This is a genomic window from Rhizobium sp. SG570, assembly GCF_012275345.1.
Classification (GTDB): domain Bacteria; phylum Pseudomonadota; class Alphaproteobacteria; order Rhizobiales; family Rhizobiaceae; genus Rhizobium; species Rhizobium lusitanum.
The window spans coordinates 207,143-227,384 of the sequence record NZ_JAAZQI010000007.1 but is presented as its reverse complement, the minus strand read 5'-3'; the positions used below and the strand labels follow the sequence as shown (position 1 = coordinate 227,384).

The following is a 20,242-nucleotide window of genomic DNA, read 5'->3' as shown; positions in this document are numbered from 1 at the left end:
AGCGCGTGCCGTCTGGCTGTTGAATTCCGGCTTGATTTGACCCCTCGGGGATGCGGATAAAAACTTGGACTGGTTTTATATCGTTCGTCCGAACCTCTTTTGGCAAGCGATGGGGTTGAGAGAGCCAAGGGATATTTTTATCCGCTTTTCTTTGTACCAGCGGATACAGGAATCCACGACCTGAATGAACTGCTCAATAGTTGTGGTCTTCCAGTCCCGGGGTAGAACAGTTCCGTGAAGAAGGGGGGCTGCCGTAAGCAGAATTGCAAGCCATGTCTGGCATCAAACCTTCTATATGTCGGGGAGCGCTTACCATATTCAAAGGCCGTCATTTCGGCCGCTCAGTAAGCGGCCTCGGCTGGTCGTGGTTCTGCATCATCCTAAGCGCCGACAATGCTCCGGAACGGAGTTGAGTTCGGCGTCACAAACGCGGTTTCGGCCTGCGGCTTTGGCCAAATACAAGGCCCGGTCGGCTTCCCGGCAAAGATCCGAGAGCTCCGCATGTTCCTGCACGGCTCTTGCTACACCAATGCTCGTCGTCACAGTCATCTCGGCCCCAAGTGTGGGATAGCGAAGCTCAGCGACGGCCTGGCGAATCCGATCGGCATGGAGTAACGCGTCTCCGGCTTTTGCAGGGAGAAAAACTATGAACTCCTCTCCCCCCTGACGTGCAAGCAATGCCGACTGTGGCAAGATCGATTTCATCGCCCGAGCCATCGTCGCGAGAACTTCGTCGCCTGCGGCATGCCCCCAGCGATCGTTCAACTGTTTGAAGTGATCGATATCTAGATAGAGAATGGCGTCGCCATGGCCGGGCCGACTGGGCGTGTTCGCGTTGAAAAAGCGACGGTTATAAAGACCCGTGAGAGCGTCGTGGTCGGCCAGATGTTTAATCTTGATATGCTGGCGCTCGCTGATGAAAATCACGATTGCAATCGCAAGCACGAACTTGGAAAGGATCATCAGAAAAAAGCCGCTCGCCACATCGAGCAGAGGAAAGGCATTGAACGAGAACTCCAGACCCATGACCAATGAGAGAAGACTCGCTGCTGCAAGTATTGCTGCAATCAGTTTCCGAATTGGAAGCGGCTCGCGATGTGCATCGAGAAACACGACAACCGCCGTGGCCGCCATCGTCAAGCAACCGAGAAAAGTGAAGGTCGTCGCACGATACGTGTTGTTCAGATGGAACGCTGTAATCAGTCCCGTTGCCAGCGTTAGTGCGGCGGGGATGAGTATATGTGTGGTGTTTATCTTTCGATCGGGGTTGCTGATCACGATAAATGCCAATCCCAGCATGCAGTAGCCCAGCACGGCAAGAACAATGTTGATAAGGCTGAGAGGCCCATAAAGCGCGGGATGAACTTCGGCATATCCTGCAAGTGTTGAACCTGTCGCTAGAATAATGAAGCTTGCTGCTAATAGTCCTACGCCGCGACTTTCGGCCGAGGTAAGCCGCAGATACCCTAAGGTCAACGCTCCGGCGATATAAGATGTCTTCTGTAAGAAGAGGACCGTCGGCATATCCAAGTGGTTGATCATTAAGCACCAAATTAATGTATGTCGCCGCGGCAATACTTTGAATAGTTGAAAAATTTGTGAAGGTTGACACAGCCCGGAACTTCTTCACTTTTTGCCGGCAATCGTTGACGTATGAGCTTGCCTGCGGAGAGGTTCAAGCCTTCAAGTTGAAGATAGGCATCGGTCCACGACCCCGATCACCTAACCAAAAACAAAGGGGGCGCCGATCGATTTCATGATCGGCAAGATGACGACCGCGATCGCCTCGGGACGCGCGACAGCGCGCCATTTTGATGCTGATCAATGAACAACGTCGCAACACTGTCTTTGATGATATCGCGTCTTACGAAGACGATTTGGAAAAGGGCCGGGGCAAGGTCGTCCTCCAATGGTCCTCGCAACGAAGAGGAGAAATGATATGGCCGATATGGCAAGGAAGCTCCCTGTGAGCACGGAGAAGAAGGCGGCACCCGCTATGGAGCGATGGGCGCCATTCGAGAGCCTGCGATCGGAAATTGATCGCGTCTTCAACGACTTCACCCCTGGCTTTTTCGATCGCACACTCGCACGTTTCCCGAATGCTTTCGCGCGTGGCATGCCGGCCATCGACTTCGTCGAGTCCGATAAGGCCTATGAGCTCACGGCAGAGCTTCCAGGTATCGATGCGAAGGACGTGGAACTGACGCTCGCGGACGGCATCCTGACGGTCAAAGGCGAAAAGCATGAAAGCAAGGAGGAAAAGGAGAAGGAATACTACCTCTCCGAACGGCGCTATGGTTCGTTCCAGCGCAGCCTCCAGCTTCCCGACGGCGTCGATGCCGAGAAGATCGATGCCTCCTTCGCAAATGGTGTTTTGAAGGTCGTTCTGCCAAAGACAGCCAACGCGCAGAAGAATGACCGGAAAATTGCGATCAAGGCAGGCTAACCCATCTGGCCTCAATCCCGTGTCCGTCGCGGCTCAGCTGTGGGTTATCAAGGGGGCCGGCGGCACAGGAAGGGAGGGGTTCACCCCTCCCTTTGGCGTCAACCCACATGAAGGTGATTTTCAACGATGGCGACGCCCGGAACCGACCACGCGGCCTGCTCTGCCGCCTGCCGCTCATTCCAGGCATGTACGTCGCCTTCGAGGACGACCTTGGTGTCGGATACGCGAACTCTTATCCTATCCGCCTCGATCTCGGCATTCCGCTGAAGAGCTCGCTCTATCCGATCCTTGATGTCGGACGTGCCCACAAGTTGCCGGATGGTTAGAGCATTCGTCACACCTACAATGCCGCCGAGCTTTTTGACGGCATTTTCAGCCGCCATGCGCTGGAAGTGCCAGCGCACTTCGCCGGAGAGTGTTACCCATCCGTGCTGGACCTTGACATCAATGGCGCCGTCGGGAAGTGCAGTATCCCAGGAAATGATATCGAGTGCACGCGCCGCGATCTCGTCATCGGCATGCCTTTTCTGCTCGGGCCAACGCACGTCGATCTCCTCAGCAATCGCCCGGACACCCTTCACGCGCCGGGCAACAGCTTCCGCCGCCGTTTTTTCGGCGTAGCTCTTTACATGGCCAGATAGTGTCACGACACCATTCTCTACAGAGACGCCGATCGTGGCTGCGTCAATACTGGGATCAAATTCCAGTTCGTCGAGGATGTCCCGACGTATCTTCAGATCACTCATGATTTCCTCCTTGAAGACAATTGATCGAGGCTCGCACCTCAAATCAAATTTCGGCATTCCGGCGTGTGACGTCATTGCGCTGGGTCAAAGTCGAGGTGGGTCATTTTGTGATCCTGTTCGGCGGCGTGACGCAATCGATGCTGGCACGGCATAGCTTTTGCCCACCCTGGCTTCGGCAATGACTCCGGAGATGAAGAGTTGTCGCGAGCCCGCGGCATAGTTGCGATTTGACTATTCTGCGCGATCGTTAGAGATGCTCGTTTTCCACGGCCTGACAGGATTCGCCAAACATCGACAGGGCTTCCTCGAGATAGTCACCGAGTAATGGAGTGCCCAGAAGATATGCAGCCGTGCGATTGTTATGCGCGTCTGCTGCTGCGCGGCGTATGCTCGACCACTCGGACGCGGTGCCATCACCGCGACCGAGCCAAACAAGAGTCACGAGATCGATTTGCTCGTCGACGCTGAGCGCCCATATGGCGCTACGAAGTTCCTCTTGAACTGGATCGTCGCTGCTGTCTTCCAGTATGTCGATCATACGGTCGTCCGTGGGATTGGAGGAGGAATCCTCGTCGCTCGGGGCTTCCTTGGCGTCGAACTGGCGAGCTTTGAGGATAAAGTAGCAGACTTTTTCAGGCGCTATTGTCATCGGCCAGGCAGGCCGATCCTCATCGATCTTCTTCATCGCGGTTCTCCGGGTGTTTATCATAGCATCGCGGCAGTCGCCGGGCAGCTGATGGATAAGCTGCCCGGCGATCGGCCTAGTAACCGACCAAGAGGCGGTCCTCGACGTTGTGGACGCCAGGAGCCGACCACGCGGCATGTTCCGCGGCCTGTCGCTCCGACCATGTCTTGACCTTGCCTTGCAGCGTGACCTTGCCGTCGGCGACGTTGATATTGATACCCTTCGCCTCAATCTCGGCGTCGCGTCGGAACGCGTCTTCGATGCGCTTCTTGACATCAGCCGAGCTGACCCGTGGAGTCACTTCGATCATGTTGGAAACGCCAACGACACCGGAGAGATCGCGGATGGCGTCGGCGGCCGCCGTCTTTTGATATTGCCACTCAACTCGACCGTTCAGGGTAACCCAACCGTTCTGGACCTTGACCTGAACCGCATCCTTCGGAACGGTGACGTGCCAGCCAAGCGTATTGACTGCGCGTTTTGCAATTTCGTCATCTGCAGTCTTGTGCGTGCCCGCCGGCCGCACTTCGATGTCCTGTGCGATGGCCTTCACCCCCTTGATGCGGCGTGTTGCCCGCTCGGCGGCTTCCCTTTCGGCATAGGTGGAGACATGACCCGTGAGGGTAATAACGCCATTGTCCGCGGCGACGCCGATATTGGCTGCGTCAATGCTCGGTTCGAATTCCAGTTCATCGAGAATGAGTTGACGAAGTGTGATGTCGTCCATGAGATGATCTCCTCTGTTGATATCTCGAACGAGGGAAGACTAAGGGGCGGCGCAATCCTTGACATTGACCTAGCTCAAGGGACGTTTCCCGGGTCCATTCTTAAAGGGATAGCTTTTGTGCGGTGTTGATGCGTTGCGCGAGCTGCGGTGTTCGAGCCGCAATGAAGCCGTCAATCCTGAGCGTGCGCCGCTTCTCGTCGAGTAGTGGCGATCCGTCGGTCCGCAGCACCGTGCCTCCGGCGGCTTCGACAAGCGCCAGCCCGGCAGCGCAATCCCATAGCATCGTTGGTGAGAGCCTGACGTAGGCGTCAGCCTCCGCTGCCGCGATCAAGGCGAACTTAAGAGAGGAGCCGAGTTTGCGGATCGTGCAGGGTTGCAACGTGCTAAGCAGGCCCTCTGTCTGACGGTCAAGGTGCGTACGGCTTACGAGCACGATTGGTCGTCGTGGGGTGACGATGCGGTTGAAAAGGTCGCGGCACTGCCCATCGGGAGCCTCTTCGAACACGTATCCATTGCCATAGGAAAAGAACAGCCTCTCGCGTGCGGGCGCATAGATCAAACCGGCGGTGGCGTGGCCATTCTCGACCAATGCGATATTAATGGTAAACTCATCCCGCCCGCGGACAAATTCCTTCGTTCCGTCGAGAGGATCGATGACAAAGGAAAGAGGTTTCAACGCTTGCGTTGCGGAGTTCTCGTCCTCCTCGCTGATAATTGGAATCGCTGCTGCCAAGGCTTTGCAGCCGGCACACAGAATCTCATGACTGGCAAGGTCGGCGCGTGTAACGGGGGAACCATCCGGCTTGAAGTTCGGTGCGACGCCAGTTTTTTGAAGAGAGCGTACCAACGCGCCAGCCCTTCGAATGACCGGTATCAGGGCTTCGACAAGTTGTTGTCGTGAAGTGAGATCCATTGACCGTGCCCTTGCGCGCCATGACTGCAGCATCTCCTTTAGCGCGACCCGTGTCTTTGCATCATTGACGCACATCAATGATGCAAAGAGCCAAATGAGGTCACATTGGCCCGTAGCGAAATAGCAAATGAGGCTGGTAAATGATTGTCGAAGACCAGTCCGAGGTCACATCCTTTTTGGAGCGTGTCTTGTCTCGGGAAGGCAGCCCGATGCAGAAGATGGAGACGCACATTTCCTGCATATTCCTGTCAGGCGATCGCGCCTACAAGATGAAACGGGCGGTCCTTTTGCCTTACGTGGACTTCTCCACCGTAGAAAAGAGGCAGGCCGCGTGCTTGAGGGAGGTAGAACTGAACGGCCCGACGGCCCCAGGAATCTATCTTGGCGTTCTGAGAATCACGCGGGCATCCGACGGAAGCCTAGCTCTCGACGGAGAGGGACAGGTCATCGACGCGGTGGTCGAGATGCGACGCTTTGACCAGTCGCAGCTGCTTGATCAGGTTGCCCAGTCGGGTGGTTTGACCTCTGCAATAATGACAGCACTTGCTGGTGCTATCGTGCAGTTCCATCATCAGGCGCCGGTCATTCACGACCGCGGCGGAGCGGCAAACGTGGAGGCAGTCCTTAAGATCAACGAGGCGGGCTTCGCGACAAGCCGCGCCTTCCCACAAAAGGACGTCGCGGAACTGACAGCGCTCTTCCGCCGCCGGCTCACTACTCTTGCTGCGTTGCTGGATAAACGAGAATTGGCTGGAAAGATCAGACGCTGCCACGGTGATCTGCACCTGCGCAATATCTTTCTGCCCAATGGCCACCCTTGTCTTTTCGATTGTATTGAATTCAACGATGAGATTGCGACAATCGATATCCTATATGATTTGGCGTTCCTACTGATGGATCTCTGGCATCGTGGACATGCCGATTTTGCCAATCTCGTCATGAATCGATACCTGGACGAAACTGGTGAAGATGACGGTTTTGCCGCGCTGCCGTTTTTCATGGCGATGCGAGCCGCCGTGCGTGCCCATGTCATTGCCACGCAGGCGGAGGAGGCCGGCGCCCTGGCGCCGGTGCTCGTATCCCAGGCGCGATCGTATTTCGCGCTTGCTCACTCCCTGCTGCAGCCACCTCAAGCGAATCTCATTGCTCTTGGAGGTCTCAGTGGGTCAGGCAAGTCTACGCTTGCCGAGACGTTGGCACCGCGCATTGGACTGCCGCCGGGAGCGCGCATCATCGAGAGCGATCGCATTCGCAAGTCCATGCATGGCGTTCCTCCGGAAACGCGCTTGCCTCAAAGTGCCTACCGTCCCGAGGTCTCCGTCAGAGTCTATCAGGAGATATCATGGCGTACGCGGCTCATTCTTGCGCGGGACGGTACCGTGGTGGCCGATGCGGTGTTTGACAAGGCCGGTAACCGTGAACTGATTGAGCGAGCCGCTGATGAGAAAAAGTGCCCGTTCTCCGGCTTCTGGCTGGAGGCGGATCCAGCCTTACTTTGGCAGCGTGTCGAAGCACGCACAGGCGGATCTTCGGATGCGACGGTGGAAGTGCTGGCAGATCAACTTTCGAAGGGCAAAAGCGCGATCGACTGGACAAAGCTCGATGCGGCGCATCGGCCTGACGAGTTGGCGGATGAAATTCTGCGCCAAGTTGCGATCGGAAGTGCAAAATTCGTCGGCATAGCTGAAGGCATCTGAAGATGGTGGCAAACAAACGGCCATCTCCGAAAACGAGAAGGAGCTCTTTTGCCGAATGCGCCTGCACCGGTGCCGTTCAATCCGACGGATAGGCCGGCGACTTTGTCGCCACATTCCGTGTTGATAGCTTGAAATTCGCGTCGCCGATGGGCTGCCGTCTATTGGGTCACGACCCGTGCCGGTGCCGGTCGTGACGTTTACTGAACGGGAGCACGTGATACTTATTTCACTAACTTGAACGACAATTTAGCCCGAGGCCTGGCCGCTTTTCACAGCAATATTCAGGCTCGCGGAATTCGTCCGCAATGGTTGGCTCGTTAGAATGAATAGGCTCAAACCAAGCCTTTGGGTCGTTCCAGGCCGATGAGCTTGGCAAGTGCGGCCGAGGCGAGCCGAACCTTCAAGGAATCGGCGCGGCTGGTCAGGATGATCGGTACGCGGGCGCCCAGCACGAGGCCGGCTGCATCCGCTCCTGCCAGGTAGATCAATTGCTTGGCTAGCATGTTGCCCGTTTCGAGGTTGGGCACGACAAGGATATCCGCTCGACCGGCAACGGGCGAGACGATCTCCTTGATGCGGGCCGAGTCCAGGCTGATGGCGTTGTCGAAAGCAAGAGGACCGTCGACCTTTGCGCCCGTAATCTGTCCACGCCTGGCCATGACGGTAAGAGCGGCCGCATCAAGCGTCGCCGGCATGCAAGCTTCCACTGTTTCCACTGCGGCCAGCACCGCCACAAGCGGCTCCTCGACGCCGAGACGATGCAGAAAATCAATCGCGTTTTGGGTGATATCGCGCTTGTCGGTAAGGGTCGGCGCGATGTTGATCGCAGCGTCGGTGATGACGAGCGGCTTATGATAGGAGGGTACGTCAAGTACATAGACATGGCTGACACGCCGCTCGGTTCTGAGCCCGGATGAAGTGGCGACAACAGCTCCCAGGAGTTCATTGCTGTGTAAGCTACCTTTCATCAGCGCATCGACCTTACCTTGCGCCGCAAGTTCGACTGCTCGCGCGGCAGCGGCATGGCTGTGTTCCGTCGCCTCGATCTCGATACCGTCGAGCGATATGCCGGCGGTGGTCGCCGCGGCGCGAATCTTCGCCTCTGGTCCTATCAGCAGCGGGGAGATCAGGCCCTCGTCGCGCGCCTCCACCGCCGCCAGGATCGCCTCCGGGCTACAGGGGTGCACGACGGCCGTCCGCAGCGCAGGCGCGGCTCGGGCCCTAGCGATGAAGTGTTCGTAACGGTTATGTGGGAGGAAATCGGTCATGGGCCGGATCATCGTTGTATCACGTGGTTTCTGGGCTCATCGCAAAGTGGCGTGTAGCTCCTGGCCGCATCATCCACCAGCGGGTGGCGCGACGGGCTCGGTGCTCGTCTATGCCGACGGTCTTGCTTCTCAGCCCGGCCCCCAGGATCTTTCGCGAACTGGCGCCGCGGCTTTCCAATCTTCAGGAATACGGCACGGGTCGTCACAGAAGCCGGATGCCGCTCCTGAGGCTCCCGCTAAAGCACGGCCGTTTTCGCAGCCGCAGCTCCAAGGGGATTTTCGGCTTCTTCTCTGATAACGCCGATGGCGTCGGATGCAAATCGTGCATTAATGGCGACGGTTTTGTTGACTTCCTTCGCATAGTCCGAAGCCGCATTGCGCCAATAATCGCCGATGACATCCGCGGTTTCATTAGTCTTTTCCGCAGCTACAATGTCATCCAGCAGTTTGATATCGCACCGGAAACGATGCTGAAGAAAGGATAGGCCTTCAACCTGATAGCGAAGCATTGCTTTGATGACAGTTGTCGGCATCTTCAATGCGGAATCGACAAATTGTTTACTATCGCCCGATGCTAGGAACGACGCCATCGGAAGGTCGAACGCTGACTGTAGAACCTGTTTCTGCATGACACGTTTTCTCCATTAAACACACAGGAACTTACGGCGTCGAAAGGCAAAACGCTTTGATCAAGGTCAAGGACCGCTCAACGCTGCAATCGAAAACTCAGACCTCATGGCTGGCACGCATGTTGGCGCGCAAACGGCGATTGGCCGCGCCAACAAGATGGCTCGCTCGACCTGGGCTATGCCATCTGCGAACGACGGTTATGAGATCCAGCGTTCCGTGGGAAAGGCTGCCTAACGAGAGCACATCAAAAATGGAAATACACATCTGAATATTGCAGCGAACGGCAGGAGATGCAAAACGGTCACTCCCGTCGCTTTTCAAGCCTGATGTGTCGTCGCGTCGATGTCTTCGGGGCATTGAAGTGGAAGCGGTGAAAACCCATCGAGGCTCGCGACGATGGTGTACGCGCCGCGACAGGAAGCTGGATATACGTCAGCAGTTTTGACCGGGAATCTTGTCTTGCCAAACCTGCTGCGATTGGGCGGGCCCCATATACGTTCCGCAGATGGGGAATATTCTGGATGATTTTTCTGGCCCAATCGTCAAATTCGTTCCGCGCGGATTGAGGAGCAACTGTCGTCTCAAACACTTTTCACTGTTCTAATACGGACTCCGGTGCCATAATGGCGTGCGCTGCTACCAAGTTGCAGTTGCACCAAGCGGGAAGGGCGCGCAGATGCGATCAAAGCCTACGTTTCGGGCATGTTGGGGCGTTGTAGCCATTCTCTTCATGGAATTCTTTTTTGGCGAGTGCGCGGCGGCTGATCGCGTTAATGGCCAGCGGATTGCCGAGCGCTGGTGCGCTGAATGCCACGTCGTGGCATCCGGACAGCAGCACGGCTCGGACCGGGTTCCGACGTTCGCCCAGATTGGCGAGTCGAAACGTTTTGACGGGGCGTCACTTTCAGCCTTCCTGATGGACCCGCATCATTCACGCATGATAAATCTTTCGCTCACGCGTTCCGAAATCTCCGATCTCGTTGCATATATCAAGAGTCAAGGGCGCTGACGCGGTGCGCGTTTGCGTAAATCGATGACCTGAGCCGCTTCAAGCCATTCAGCCTGTGTGAACTGACATGGATCAAAACCACGCTGGATACCGCATTGACCTTGCCCCCTATGTGGAATGGCCCGCGGATAGGGTTTGCCCTGGTTCAGAAGCGCCCTCAACCACGGCCGCGTCCGATTGCCGGTTCGGGCAACCCGCAAGACGACGGTTGCCCCGACGACGCGAAGAGTGCGGAGTTCCGGATTTCCCGTCTTCGATATTCGTCCCAGCCTCTCCTTACCTCCGCTTGAATGAGGCCGTAGTGTCAATCCGAGCCAGGCGGCAAAGCGGCGCGCCGACTTGAACCCGCCGGGATCCGACACAAGCGCTTTGATGGTCGCTGCCATAATGGCGCCTAGGCCGGGAATCGCGGTCAACCGATGCATGTTCTCGTCCCGCTTGGCCTCCACGAGAATTGCGCGCTCGAGCCTGTCGATCTGGTTGGCTGAAGCTTCGATCAGATCGGCAATAACCATCAGAGCGAAGCGTGCTGCCGCGGATGGCCGAGCGTCTATCCCATCTCTGCGAATGAACCCCGACTGAATGGTGCCTTCAGCTTCCGTTCCAAAGGGAGCGTCTAAAAGAGGGACGTTCAACCGCGGTCCTATCCGCCTGAGGAGACACAGTCATGATCCGCACGTCTTTCATTGCAACCGCACTCGTCGCTCTTGTTGGCCTCACCGCCGCAGCCCCCGCCATGGCCAACGATGTGCGTATCGAACAATATGGCTGGTCGAACTCTGCCGGTGGCGCGCAGGAAGGGTACGGAAACCGCATCAGAACCTACCAGAACGGTGGCTACAACCGGATTGTCGGCCATCAATATGGTCGCCACAACCTTTCGGCAGTCGGTCAGGAAGGCAATGACAACTACGGCGCCACCTATCAGAACGGCAACCGCAACATAGCCGGCATCGGCCAGTTTGGCTCCAACCACACGACCATCCTTACCCAAGACGGCAATGGCAACATCGCGGCTGGCGTCCAGGTCGGCCGTGGCTGCAACGCAAATGTCAGTCAGGGCGGCAACGGCAATGTTGCGGCCTTCGTCCAGGCTTGCCCGTAAGCAGCTGCGCGATGACGTGAAAGAGGTCAAGATCGCAGCAGCAAACCATTAGGGGAGACGACCCATGCCAAATAGCGTCAAACATCCACGCCGCCTGATGACGATTCTCGCGCTGGTCCTGTTTCCCGTCGGCGCCATTGCGGCAATGACGACTGCCAACCAATCTGACGAAGCGCAGCTTTGCGAAATCAAAGTAACGCCTGGAGCAGGTATGGTGAGACTGGATGCGCTCGTCCACGCCGACAAGCATGTCGGCGGAACTTACACCTTCCATGTCGATAAATCAGGAGACGGTGGAAGTTCCACGATCAACCAGAGTGGCGATTTTGATGCCACAGCCGGACATGCGGCAATCCTTGGTTCCGTCTCGCTCGACTCCAAGGGAAACGAGTACAAGGCGACGCTGGATGTCGTGATCGGGGATAAGAGTTTCAGCTGCACGAAGCAGATCGGCGGCAACTAATCGGCCTCTACACTCTGCAAATCCCTCAAAAGGGCGCCGGTTTCTGGCGCCCTTTTGCTTTCGATCAGGCCGAAACGACTGAACGACAACTGAACGGTCAATTTCGACTGGGTTCAGCTTAAAGATGCGAAAGTTGATCATCGGCCAAGGCAGCCGGCAAATGGAGATCAGGATGACCCGCAACGTGTTTAGGATCCTTACCATCACTCTTCTGGCCGGGAGCCTGGGGCAAGCAGCCTTGTCTATGCCAGCCCACGCCGGCGGCCGGATTTCGTTCAACCTCGCGCCGGACAATGCCGAGGATGCGGGTCTTTTCTCAACCGGACTGCGCTTCTATTCGCTCTACCGCGGCCTGAAAGACGCCGACATCCGGCAGCTGGGCCGGGGTAACGCGGCTGGCATCGCCCAAGCTGGGCGGGGCAATCTCGGCTTCATCCAGCAGCGGGGCAATGGTCATTCCGCAACCTTGCGGCAGAACGGCAACAACAATGCTTATGGCATCTTCCAGTATGGACGGAATACTGAAACTGACGTGGTGCAGGATGGGGATAACGGCAGTGGTGCTACCTTCAGCTATGGCTGGTAAGGCAGCTCACGGCAGTCCCGAACGCGATGTCAAGTTGTCAATCCATAAGCAATCGGAAAAACAACTCTTAAAACGAATAGATCGAACGTAGTCCACCAGAAATGGAAAAAAGGCGGAACGGGCCGAGAAGTATGCCGGCGGCTACAGTCTCAGGAATGTCTGATACCTCTGAAAACCCTCAGTAATTGTATTATGCAGGCACGGGGTTGACCGAAGTAAGGCACGCCCAACATTACAGTGCGGCACCCCGATCCGCCCCCGCCACTGGCGGACCGGTCTGCATGGTGAATGACAAAGTCTTGGCCCTACGAAAGGGGACATTTCCGTAATTTAGAAAACTTGGCCATTATTTCAAACATAGGATCGACCACTGCCCTATCAGCTCAGAACAGCCCAGGTTTGGCCGGATTGCTTGGCAGTTCATCGATCCATGCGCAGCGGAAAAAGAACCGTAGACACAAGCGGCAGAGTACCGGGGAGTCAGCGCTGTCGAGGAGAGGGTCCGATAAAGGCTGAAAGCCGGGGGTGTCTATGTCGAGTGCACGCGACCGCCAATTGGACGGCCTGAGAACTCTTGCCGTTGCCACTGTGCTATATGCACATTTCTTTGCGGCGGACGGCTCCATCTGGGGTCATCTCGGCGTCCGGCTCTTCTTCGTGCTTAGCGGTTTCCTGATCACGCGCTTGCTGCTGGAAGCACGAGCCGATGCCCGCTATCAGCCTATGACGGCGCTGAAAGCATTCTACATCCGCCGCGCGCTGCGCATATTTCCTCCCTATTTCGCTGTTCTGGCGCTGGTGTGGTTCGTCAATCTCGAAGGTGCTCGCGGCAGTCTGAAATGGCACGTGCTCTATTTGGCAAACTACTGGTATGCCCTGCACAACGAATGGACACCCTGGGTTTTGTGCCATACTTGGAGCCTCAGCATCGAGGAACAGTTCTATATCGTCTGGCCTCTGGTGATCTTACTGGCGCCGCGCCGGTTTATTGAACAGATCTGTATCACCGTCATTGCCTGTTCGCTTGCCTATCGCCTCTGTTGGCCGCTGACGGGGACACCCTCCCTGATGCGGGACTTGCTCCCTTCGGCCTCGATGGACGCGCTGGCGGGAGGTGCCTTGCTTGCGGCCTACCGCCAGAGAACACAGGCCTGGCCGCAATGGATGCGGATGAGCTGGATACCCCTGGCGGCCGCAGCCACCGTGGCGCTGTGGCTGAGACCCGATCCGATAACACCGATCCTCGATTGGGTGATCTGGATCGGCTCGGAGGTCTTTCCGCTCGTTCCGCTCGTTATGCTGGTCGGCTGCAGCTCTTCGGGCTTTCGATCTCCCTTTGGCCGGCTGCTCGAACTCTCGCCAATCACCGCCGTCGGGCGGATAAGCTACGGCCTCTACCTGTTCCATCCGATCGTCCTTTCGCTGATCGTCAAGGCCCAATCCTGGATTCCGGTCAGTGTCTCCGAGCAGGGTTTCGGCCGCTTGATCGTCGGAAGCGTTGCCACATTGGCGCTGGCCTCGATCTCATGGTTCGTTTTCGAAAAGCCGCTGAACAACCTCAAGCGCTATTTTCCCTATGTCTCGCGCAGCCATCCGTCGCTTGCTCCGTCGACCGCCACAGCCGGCGAGCCGCGGGAACAACGGCACGGCGCGAAGACGTTCGAAACGGCGCTTTATCGCGGCGACGCCGTCCAAACTTCCGATCTCCAATAGGTGCGCGAGCTAAAGAATGTCCGTTCCACTGGTTTCTGTCCTACTGCCCGTCTACAACGGCGAACCCTATCTCGCCGCCGCCCTGGAAAGCGTCCTGCGGCAGGATTACAAGCGCCTCGAGGTCATTGCCATCGATGATGGTTCCACCGATCGATCGCTGCACATCCTGCGACGCTATCAGGAGGCCGATGGCCGGCTCCGCGTCGTCTCGCGCGAGAACCGCGGGCTTGTTGCGACCCTCAACGAAGGCATGACCATGGCCAAAGGCGAGCTGATCGCCAGGATGGATGCCGACGATATCGCCTATCCAACCCGCTTTTCGCGCCAAATTGCGCTGTTCCAGGAACAGCCTCGGCTCGGAATCAGCGGCACGGGCGTCGACCGGCTCATCGGCGATCGCGTCGTGCGCGGCACGCCCAATCCGATCCATCGATCGGCCGACTGGCATGTATTGTCGATGTTCTACACCGTCTTCATGCATTCGACCGTGATGTACAATCGCAACGTCATTCCAGCGGACATGCTGACTTACGATGCGACTTATGTGCATGCGGAAGACTTCGATCTGTTCCGGCGTATTACCCGCGAATTCCCTGCGGCCATGATTGATGAGAGCCTCGTTGCCTACCGCGTTCACGACGAGAGCGTCACCAACAAGCACAGGCGGCCGATGCGCCGGACACATCTGAAGATCGCCGCCGAGAATCTCCAACGGGAATCCCTGATCGACGATCCCGATGCGTTTCTTGCTATCGGCACGACAGTGACGCCGGACACGGTTCGGCGTGTCGCCGACTGTCTCCTCTCCATCGAAGGGAGGATCACCGCGCGCGGCATGCGGTCGTCCGCGAGCCATGAGGAAGGATTGATGTGCTTCTTCTATTTTCTTTACCAGCTCATCGCCGACGAGAAGCAGCCCGGGCTGACGCATCAGTTCCTTACGCAGACGGACAAATGGCACAGGATACGGCGTCGCGAGCGATATGGGCTTCGCGCCGCCACCCATGCGCCCTGGTGCAGCCGCCTCTGGAGCGACGCGAGCCTGCGTCTCGACGCCCTGGCAAGATACCGACAATCAGTGCCGGCGAGGAGCGTGCTGCCGCTGCAGGGGCTTACCTGACATGGCGGGAGAGCGTTCAGAAATCACGCGGGAGCGCGCGCAGCCGTCCGCAAAGCCTCCTCACCCGTCCACCGGTCGAGATCCCACGGCCAGCTTCATCGTCTGCACCTACAATCGCGCCGAAGCGCTTCAGACCTGCATCCGATCGATCGAAGCGGCCTGTCGCGCGCATGCCTCCATGACAAGTGAGTTGGTGGTGGTCGACAACGGCTCGACCGACGACACCGCCGAGCGGTTGGCCCGCATTGCCGCAACGTCGAGCATGACGATTACGCCACTGGTGGAACACCGCCGCGGCTTGGCCGCCGCCCGCAACGCGGGGATCGAGCGGTCTCGCGGGCACATTCTGATCTTCATCGACGACGATTGCGAAATAGACCTGCACTACTTACGGGACCTGGAGCGACATTACGCGAACGGAGAGCGCTGTGTCGTCCGAGGTGGCCGCGTCGAACTGGGCAACGCGCTCGATCTGCCATTTACGATCAAGCGATCGCCGCACCGAGCCCGTTTTACGCCCGATGTCCATCCAGGCGGCTTCGTCCTGGGCTGCAACATGACGATGCACCGGGAGGTCGCCATGCAGGTTGGCCGCTTCGACGAGCGCTTCGGTGCCGGCAGCGCCCTGCAATCGGCGGAAGATACCGACTACCTTGTCCGCGCCTTTCGGCTTGGCATCCCGATCGAATATGTGCCCGATATGACGGTCCTGCACAATCATGGGCGTAGTACACGCGAAGCGATCGAAGGGCTTCATCGCAGCTATAGCCTCGGAAACGGCGGCCTTTGCCTGAAGCACCTGTTCACGGCACCGTGGCTGCTGCGCCATTTCTGCTGGACTTGTCGCTCGGCCTGGTGGGAATTGTGGGGCGGATCGCGCTTCGATCCGGAAGTTTCCTTGTCCCACTGGCCGATTGTGTACATGAATTTGCTCGGAGCGGTCGAATTCGCGCGACATGCCGTGATGAAGCTGCCCCGGTCGCCGGAACCGGACCAAATCAAACAGGCAACCCGCTCGTTGAGGTGAGATTTTATGATGAAACTCCTCCTGCCGGGTCTGCAACTCCTGCGACAAGCGCTCGGCCGACAGATGCGCCTTCTACCCGTCGTCGTCATGTTCGGCCTGATGAGCGCCGTGCTTGAGGGCACCGGTATCGGCCTCATCATTCCGATGCTCAGCATCATCGGCGGTCAAAAGGACCCGACGGGACTGGGTGGACTTTCCGCTCTCTTCCAGCAGATTGGATCAAGCGTGGACGATCGGCAGCGGATGATGGCGATTGCCGCCTGCATCCTGGCGCTGATCACCTTGAAAAACATTATCGCCTTTGCAAATACCGCGCTTACTAACTTTGTTTACGGCAAGGCGGGCCATGCGATCCGCAGCGCGCTCGCCGACCAGCTCCTGAAGATCGGATATCCCTTCTTCCTGCAGGAAAGTCCGGGTCGGCTGCTGAACATCATTTCCAATGAATCCTGGCGGGCATCGGACGCTATACAGACGGTGCTTGCTGCGATCGTGAACGCATCTGCGAGCATCATCCTGCTTACCTTCCTGCTGCTGTTGTCGTGGCAAATGACACTCTGCGTCGCGGTCGGCCTCATCCTTGTCCAGGTCGCGCATGCCGGCCTCTCCGCCAGCTTGAAGATGCCTAGCCGCAACGTCACCTCCTTCAACAACGAACTCGCCAGCACAATGCTGCACCTCGTCCATGCCGGACGGCTGATCCGCATCTTCGGCCAGGAGGCGCGCGAAAAAGCTGTGTTCGACGGCGCATCGAACGCCGTCAGAAAGGCGGGCTTCATTCTGCAGACCCGCCAGGGCGCGCTGCCTCCACTGACCGAGGTACTGCATTCCGCACTTTTCCTCGCGGTCGTCGTCAGCGCCTGGGCCTGGGGCGTCAGCTTTCCGATCATTGTGGCCTTCGTGGTCCTGCTCTACCGACTGCAGCCGCATGTGCGCGCCTTGCAGCAGGCATGGAGCCAGGTGCAAGGCTGGAGTGGATCGCTGGAGGAAGTCCGCTGGCTGCTGGATTCCTCCGACAAGCCGCGTCCGCCGACGGGAGACGCGCCGGCTGAGGGGCTGAACCGGGAGATAAGATTCGACCGTGTGACCTTCAAATATCCGGGCTCTGCCGCGCGCCCGGTGGTGCTGCACTCCGCCAGCTTCCAGATCTGCCACGGTCGCTCCACCGCGCTCATTGGCCGCTCCGGTGCGGGAAAGACGACGATCGTCAACCTTCTTTGCCGCTTTGTCGAACCCGACGAGGGCGAGATTCTGATCGACGGATTTCCACTCAGCCGTATCGATCCCGCGCAATGGCGAAGCCGGCTCGCACTCGCCAGCCAGGACCTTGAACTGGTTGATGGCACCATCCTCGAAAATATCACCTATGGACTGCATGCCTCACCCGCGGAGGCCGAGCATGCCGCCAGGCTTGCGGAGGCGCATGAGTTCATCGAAACGCTGCCCCATGGATACAAAACCCTCGTCGGCTATCGGGGCGCCAGCCTGTCGGCCGGACAGCGGCAGCGGATCGCGCTGGCAAGGGCACTTGTGCGCGATCCTGATATCCTCATTCTGGACGAGGCCACCAACGCCATGGATGGTTTGTCGGAAGCTGCCATCGTCGAGACGCTAAAATTGCGTGCCGGTCGCCGGACGACGATCGTGATCAGCCATCATCGCAGCACGATCTCGTTCTGCGACGACATCGTCATCCTTAGCGACGGGCATGTCCGCAACCAGACCTCGTTTACGCAGGTCGCGTCCCTCAGCATGGACCAGCTTTACGAGCATGAGCTGCTCGGCAAACATTGAACTTGTTTTCCCCTAAACGTCTCCCAGAGCCTGGCATACGCCGTCACCCGGACCATGCAGGTCGTTTAGTGCCATAACCACGGCATCAATGCACGGTGATGCAAGTCGCAGAGCAACGCTGGGCGATTTTGGTGGACACGCTGCCGAGAACGAGTTGCGACAGGCTGGAAAGGCCCCTTGCACCACAGACGACAAGGTCGGGATGTTCTCGTTCGATCACTTTCATGATTTCCTCGACCGGGTTCCCATCCAAAAGATGGGTTGAGACGCGATCGACACCATGCGCATTGACCGCATACTTGGCACGTTTGAGAATATCTGTCCCAATCGCCTCTATGGCCCGATACGAGGCACCAGGATCTGTGATTGGAAAAGCGATTGGAAAGCCGGGCGCAGCGACGGGTGGGATCGTGGGGTCATCAACTATCCTCAGGCCATCGAGATGTTCGACTGTGATCATGCGCTGGAGATCGTCATCCAACTCACCAGAAAGCATGACATGCACCAAATGAACTTCTGCATACCGCCCCTTGGCGAGCTCCGATCCGATTTTAACCGCCTTCTGCGCGTGAGGTGAACCATCTGTAGCGATCAAAACCTTCCTCGACATATCACTTCCTCCTGGTGATCTAGCGGCAACGCTTATTGGACCATAGCCATACCAAGAGTAGCGCATCGGAACACACAAAACGCATTGATGAAGATCAAAGGCGGCGACTATCCCGTTCGCTTGCAATGAAGGATATTTGCGCCTGATCAATGCACGCCGCATTCCTTCACGTCACTTTACAATTTTTACAGGAAGAGGGGCGGCAAGGATGTCCGGGTTTTCGGCAACACAAGCGTGGACGGTATGCGTCTCCATCGGCGGTCTTCATCAGAACTTCCGAAGCCGCGGCCTCACCATAGCTATTCTAGCTGCTTTGTTGTTCGTCGGTTTTCATCAAGCCGGCGCTGCACCCTTGCAGCCCTCCTTGGCACCGATGCTGCAGACGGTCATGCCGAGTGTTGTCAGCATAACCGTCCGCTCGAAAGAAACGTCGAGGGATGAAGGCTTGCTGATTGTGCCTCAAGAAGAGCGCTCGAAGAGCGCCTCCCGGGAGGCAGCGGCGGTGATGCACATTTCCCAGACCGTGGGAGCTGGCGTGATCGTCGACGCGGGCAACGGATATATTCTGACGAACAACCACGTGATTGAAAACGCTGCCGATATCAAGGTTACGATTGCCGACGGCTCCACATATGACAGCAGGGTGGTGGGCACCGATCCCGAGACCGATATCGCCGTCATAAAGATCAGCGCGCCGGGGCTGATCGCCGTGCATTTCGGCGATTCCAGTAAGCTGCGGGTCGGCGACTACGTCGCCGCCATCGGCAGCCCCTTCGGCCTCGGCCAGACCGCCACATTCGGAATCGTCAGCGCGCTCGGCCGAGCCGAGCTTGGAGTTGAAGGCGATCAGGACATCATTCAAACCGATGCTTCGCTCAATCCCGGCAACTCCGGCGGCGCCCTTGTCAACCTCGACGGAGAGCTTGTCGGCATCAACAGCGCCATCATCGGCCCCTCAGGCAGCAATATCGGCATCGGCTTTGCCATCCCGATCAACACGGTGAGAGGGACCATGCAACAACTGATTGACCATGGTGAAATTCGCCGCGGCCACCTCGGCGTTCTAGTGCAGGACAACAATACAGACTTCGAGAAAGCTCTGGGGATCAATGTATCCATTGGCGCATTGGTCAACGATGTCATTTCGGGATCGGCGGGTGCAGCGGCGGGAATAAAACCCGGCGACGTCATCATTGCCGTTAACGATTCCTCGATTAAAAATGCCAGCGAACTGCATGCGAGGATATCGTCTTACGTCCCGAAAACATCTGTGAGGCTGTCACTGCTTCGTCCAGCCGGTAGGGTCGACCTAGATGCAACGCTCAGCGCGACGCTTCCGGAAGACCAGTTGCCTGTTCCGGCCGAAGTCGAAGGAAAGGGATTGCTGGAGAGTGTCACGCTCGACAAGCTCGGATCCGATTCCGATGCTTACGGCAAGGTGGAGGGAGCGCTGGTGTCGGCCTTGATTGATGGTAGCAAAGCGGCGGCAGCCGGACTGACAACCGGCGATGTAATCGTCAGTGTCAATCAACAGCTCAGCCCGACACCACAGATGGTTGCCGACCTGGCCCAGAAACAGAAAACTCTCCTGCTGCTTGGAATATTTCGGGACGGCCATCGGCGTTTTCTCATCGTAAAATGACGATCCGAAACTCTGGCATGCATCGGATGCGGCCGGAACGCTGATCCGCTTTCTTTCCAGG

General features: G+C 57.7%; 20 protein-coding genes. 11 read left to right on the top strand and 9 right to left on the bottom strand.

What is annotated here, in order from left to right; all coding sequences use genetic code 11:
* Window positions 1–375 precede the first annotated feature (375 nt).
* A complete protein-coding gene (locus FHT28_RS16560; RefSeq protein ID WP_234904005.1) occupies window positions 376–1,524 on the bottom strand; it encodes a GGDEF domain-containing protein in 1,149 nt (382 codons plus the stop codon).
* 415 nt (window positions 1,525–1,939) lie between these two features.
* Here FHT28_RS16560 and FHT28_RS16555 point away from each other — a divergent pair, with 415 nt between their 5' ends.
* Window positions 1,940–2,446, top strand: coding sequence for an Hsp20/alpha crystallin family protein (locus FHT28_RS16555; protein ID WP_037201058.1), 507 nt, complete (start codon window positions 1,940–1,942; stop codon window positions 2,444–2,446).
* Between the two features lie 98 nt (window positions 2,447–2,544).
* Here FHT28_RS16555 and FHT28_RS16550 read toward each other — a convergent pair whose 3' ends face one another.
* The 4 genes from FHT28_RS16550 to FHT28_RS16535 all read right to left on the bottom strand — a co-directional run bounded on the left by FHT28_RS16550 (window position 2,545) and on the right by FHT28_RS16535 (window position 5,517).
* On the bottom strand, window positions 2,545–3,192 hold the full coding sequence (locus FHT28_RS16550) for a BON domain-containing protein (protein WP_037200582.1): 648 nt from the start codon (window positions 3,190–3,192) through the stop codon (window positions 2,545–2,547).
* 247 nt (window positions 3,193–3,439) lie between these two features.
* The gene (locus FHT28_RS16545; RefSeq protein WP_168596773.1) at window positions 3,440–3,877 is read right to left on the bottom strand and encodes a DUF3775 domain-containing protein; all 438 of its coding nucleotides are present in this window, start codon (window positions 3,875–3,877) and stop codon (window positions 3,440–3,442) included.
* A gap of 76 nt (window positions 3,878–3,953) precedes the next feature.
* A complete protein-coding gene (locus FHT28_RS16540) occupies window positions 3,954–4,604 on the bottom strand; it encodes a BON domain-containing protein (protein ID WP_037200578.1) in 651 nt (216 codons plus the stop codon).
* Between the two features lie 100 nt (window positions 4,605–4,704).
* Complete coding sequence (locus tag FHT28_RS16535) at window positions 4,705–5,517, bottom strand: 3'(2'),5'-bisphosphate nucleotidase CysQ (RefSeq protein WP_037200577.1); 813 nt, start codon at window positions 5,515–5,517, stop codon at window positions 4,705–4,707.
* A gap of 140 nt (window positions 5,518–5,657) precedes the next feature.
* On the opposite strand from FHT28_RS16535, the gene FHT28_RS16530 reads away from it, so the two are divergent.
* Window positions 5,658–7,214, top strand: a complete 1,557-nt coding sequence (locus tag FHT28_RS16530; protein ID WP_168596772.1) for a bifunctional aminoglycoside phosphotransferase/ATP-binding protein — start codon at window positions 5,658–5,660, stop codon at window positions 7,212–7,214.
* A 332-nt stretch (window positions 7,215–7,546) separates the two neighbouring features.
* Here FHT28_RS16530 and FHT28_RS16525 read toward each other — a convergent pair whose 3' ends face one another.
* Complete coding sequence (locus tag FHT28_RS16525) at window positions 7,547–8,494, bottom strand: bifunctional enoyl-CoA hydratase/phosphate acetyltransferase (RefSeq protein ID WP_051964230.1); 948 nt, start codon at window positions 8,492–8,494, stop codon at window positions 7,547–7,549.
* 224 nt (window positions 8,495–8,718) lie between these two features.
* Window positions 8,719–9,111, bottom strand: coding sequence for a hypothetical protein (locus FHT28_RS16520; protein ID WP_037200574.1), 393 nt, complete (start codon window positions 9,109–9,111; stop codon window positions 8,719–8,721).
* Window positions 9,112–9,842: 731 nt separating this feature from the next.
* On the opposite strand from FHT28_RS16520, the gene FHT28_RS16515 reads away from it, so the two are divergent.
* Window positions 9,843–10,121 carry a c-type cytochrome gene (locus FHT28_RS16515; RefSeq protein ID WP_092576737.1) on the top strand — a complete coding sequence of 93 codons (279 nt, stop codon included), beginning with the start codon at window positions 9,843–9,845 and terminating at the stop codon, window positions 10,119–10,121.
* On the opposite strand, the gene FHT28_RS16510 is transcribed toward FHT28_RS16515, so the two are convergent.
* Window positions 10,109–10,636, bottom strand: a complete 528-nt coding sequence (locus FHT28_RS16510; RefSeq protein ID WP_234903987.1) for a transposase — start codon at window positions 10,634–10,636, stop codon at window positions 10,109–10,111. The two genes, FHT28_RS16515 and FHT28_RS16510, sit on opposite strands and share 13 nt — an antisense overlap.
* 152 nt (window positions 10,637–10,788) lie before the next feature.
* Between FHT28_RS16510 and FHT28_RS16505 the strand changes: the two genes are divergently transcribed.
* The 7 genes from FHT28_RS16505 (at window position 10,789) to FHT28_RS16475 (ending at window position 17,929) form a co-directional block, all read left to right on the top strand.
* Window positions 10,789–11,226, top strand: a complete 438-nt coding sequence (locus FHT28_RS16505; protein ID WP_037200572.1) for a curlin — start codon at window positions 10,789–10,791, stop codon at window positions 11,224–11,226.
* 64 nt (window positions 11,227–11,290) lie between these two features.
* Window positions 11,291–11,689: a curli-like amyloid fiber formation chaperone CsgH gene (gene csgH, locus FHT28_RS16500; RefSeq protein WP_047557538.1), complete on the top strand. Its 399-nt coding sequence runs from the start codon at window positions 11,291–11,293 to the stop codon at window positions 11,687–11,689.
* 172 nt (window positions 11,690–11,861) lie between these two features.
* Window positions 11,862–12,275 (top strand): curlin, encoded by a 414-nt coding sequence (locus FHT28_RS16495; protein ID WP_047557655.1) that lies wholly within the window; start codon window positions 11,862–11,864, stop codon window positions 12,273–12,275.
* Window positions 12,276–12,806: 531 nt separating this feature from the next.
* Complete coding sequence (locus tag FHT28_RS16490) at window positions 12,807–13,988, top strand: acyltransferase (RefSeq protein WP_168596771.1); 1,182 nt, start codon at window positions 12,807–12,809, stop codon at window positions 13,986–13,988.
* Window positions 13,989–14,004: 16 nt separating this feature from the next.
* Window positions 14,005–15,108 (top strand): glycosyltransferase family 2 protein, encoded by a 1,104-nt coding sequence (locus tag FHT28_RS16485; RefSeq protein WP_168596770.1) that lies wholly within the window; start codon window positions 14,005–14,007, stop codon window positions 15,106–15,108.
* 1 nt (window position 15,109) lies between these two features.
* Window positions 15,110–16,135, top strand: a complete 1,026-nt coding sequence (locus tag FHT28_RS16480) for a glycosyltransferase family A protein (protein WP_168596769.1) — start codon at window positions 15,110–15,112, stop codon at window positions 16,133–16,135.
* Window positions 16,136–16,141: 6 nt separating this feature from the next.
* Entirely contained in the window at window positions 16,142–17,929 is a 1,788-nt protein-coding gene (locus FHT28_RS16475; protein WP_168596768.1) for an ABC transporter ATP-binding protein, read from the top strand.
* A gap of 85 nt (window positions 17,930–18,014) precedes the next feature.
* On the opposite strand, the gene FHT28_RS16470 is transcribed toward FHT28_RS16475, so the two are convergent.
* The gene (locus FHT28_RS16470; protein ID WP_037200564.1) at window positions 18,015–18,539 is read right to left on the bottom strand and encodes a universal stress protein; all 525 of its coding nucleotides are present in this window, start codon (window positions 18,537–18,539) and stop codon (window positions 18,015–18,017) included.
* A gap of 136 nt (window positions 18,540–18,675) precedes the next feature.
* Here FHT28_RS16470 and FHT28_RS16465 point away from each other — a divergent pair, with 136 nt between their 5' ends.
* Window positions 18,676–20,181 carry a trypsin-like peptidase domain-containing protein gene (locus tag FHT28_RS16465; protein ID WP_168596767.1) on the top strand — a complete coding sequence of 502 codons (1,506 nt, stop codon included), beginning with the start codon at window positions 18,676–18,678 and terminating at the stop codon, window positions 20,179–20,181.
* Window positions 20,182–20,242 lie beyond the last annotated feature (61 nt).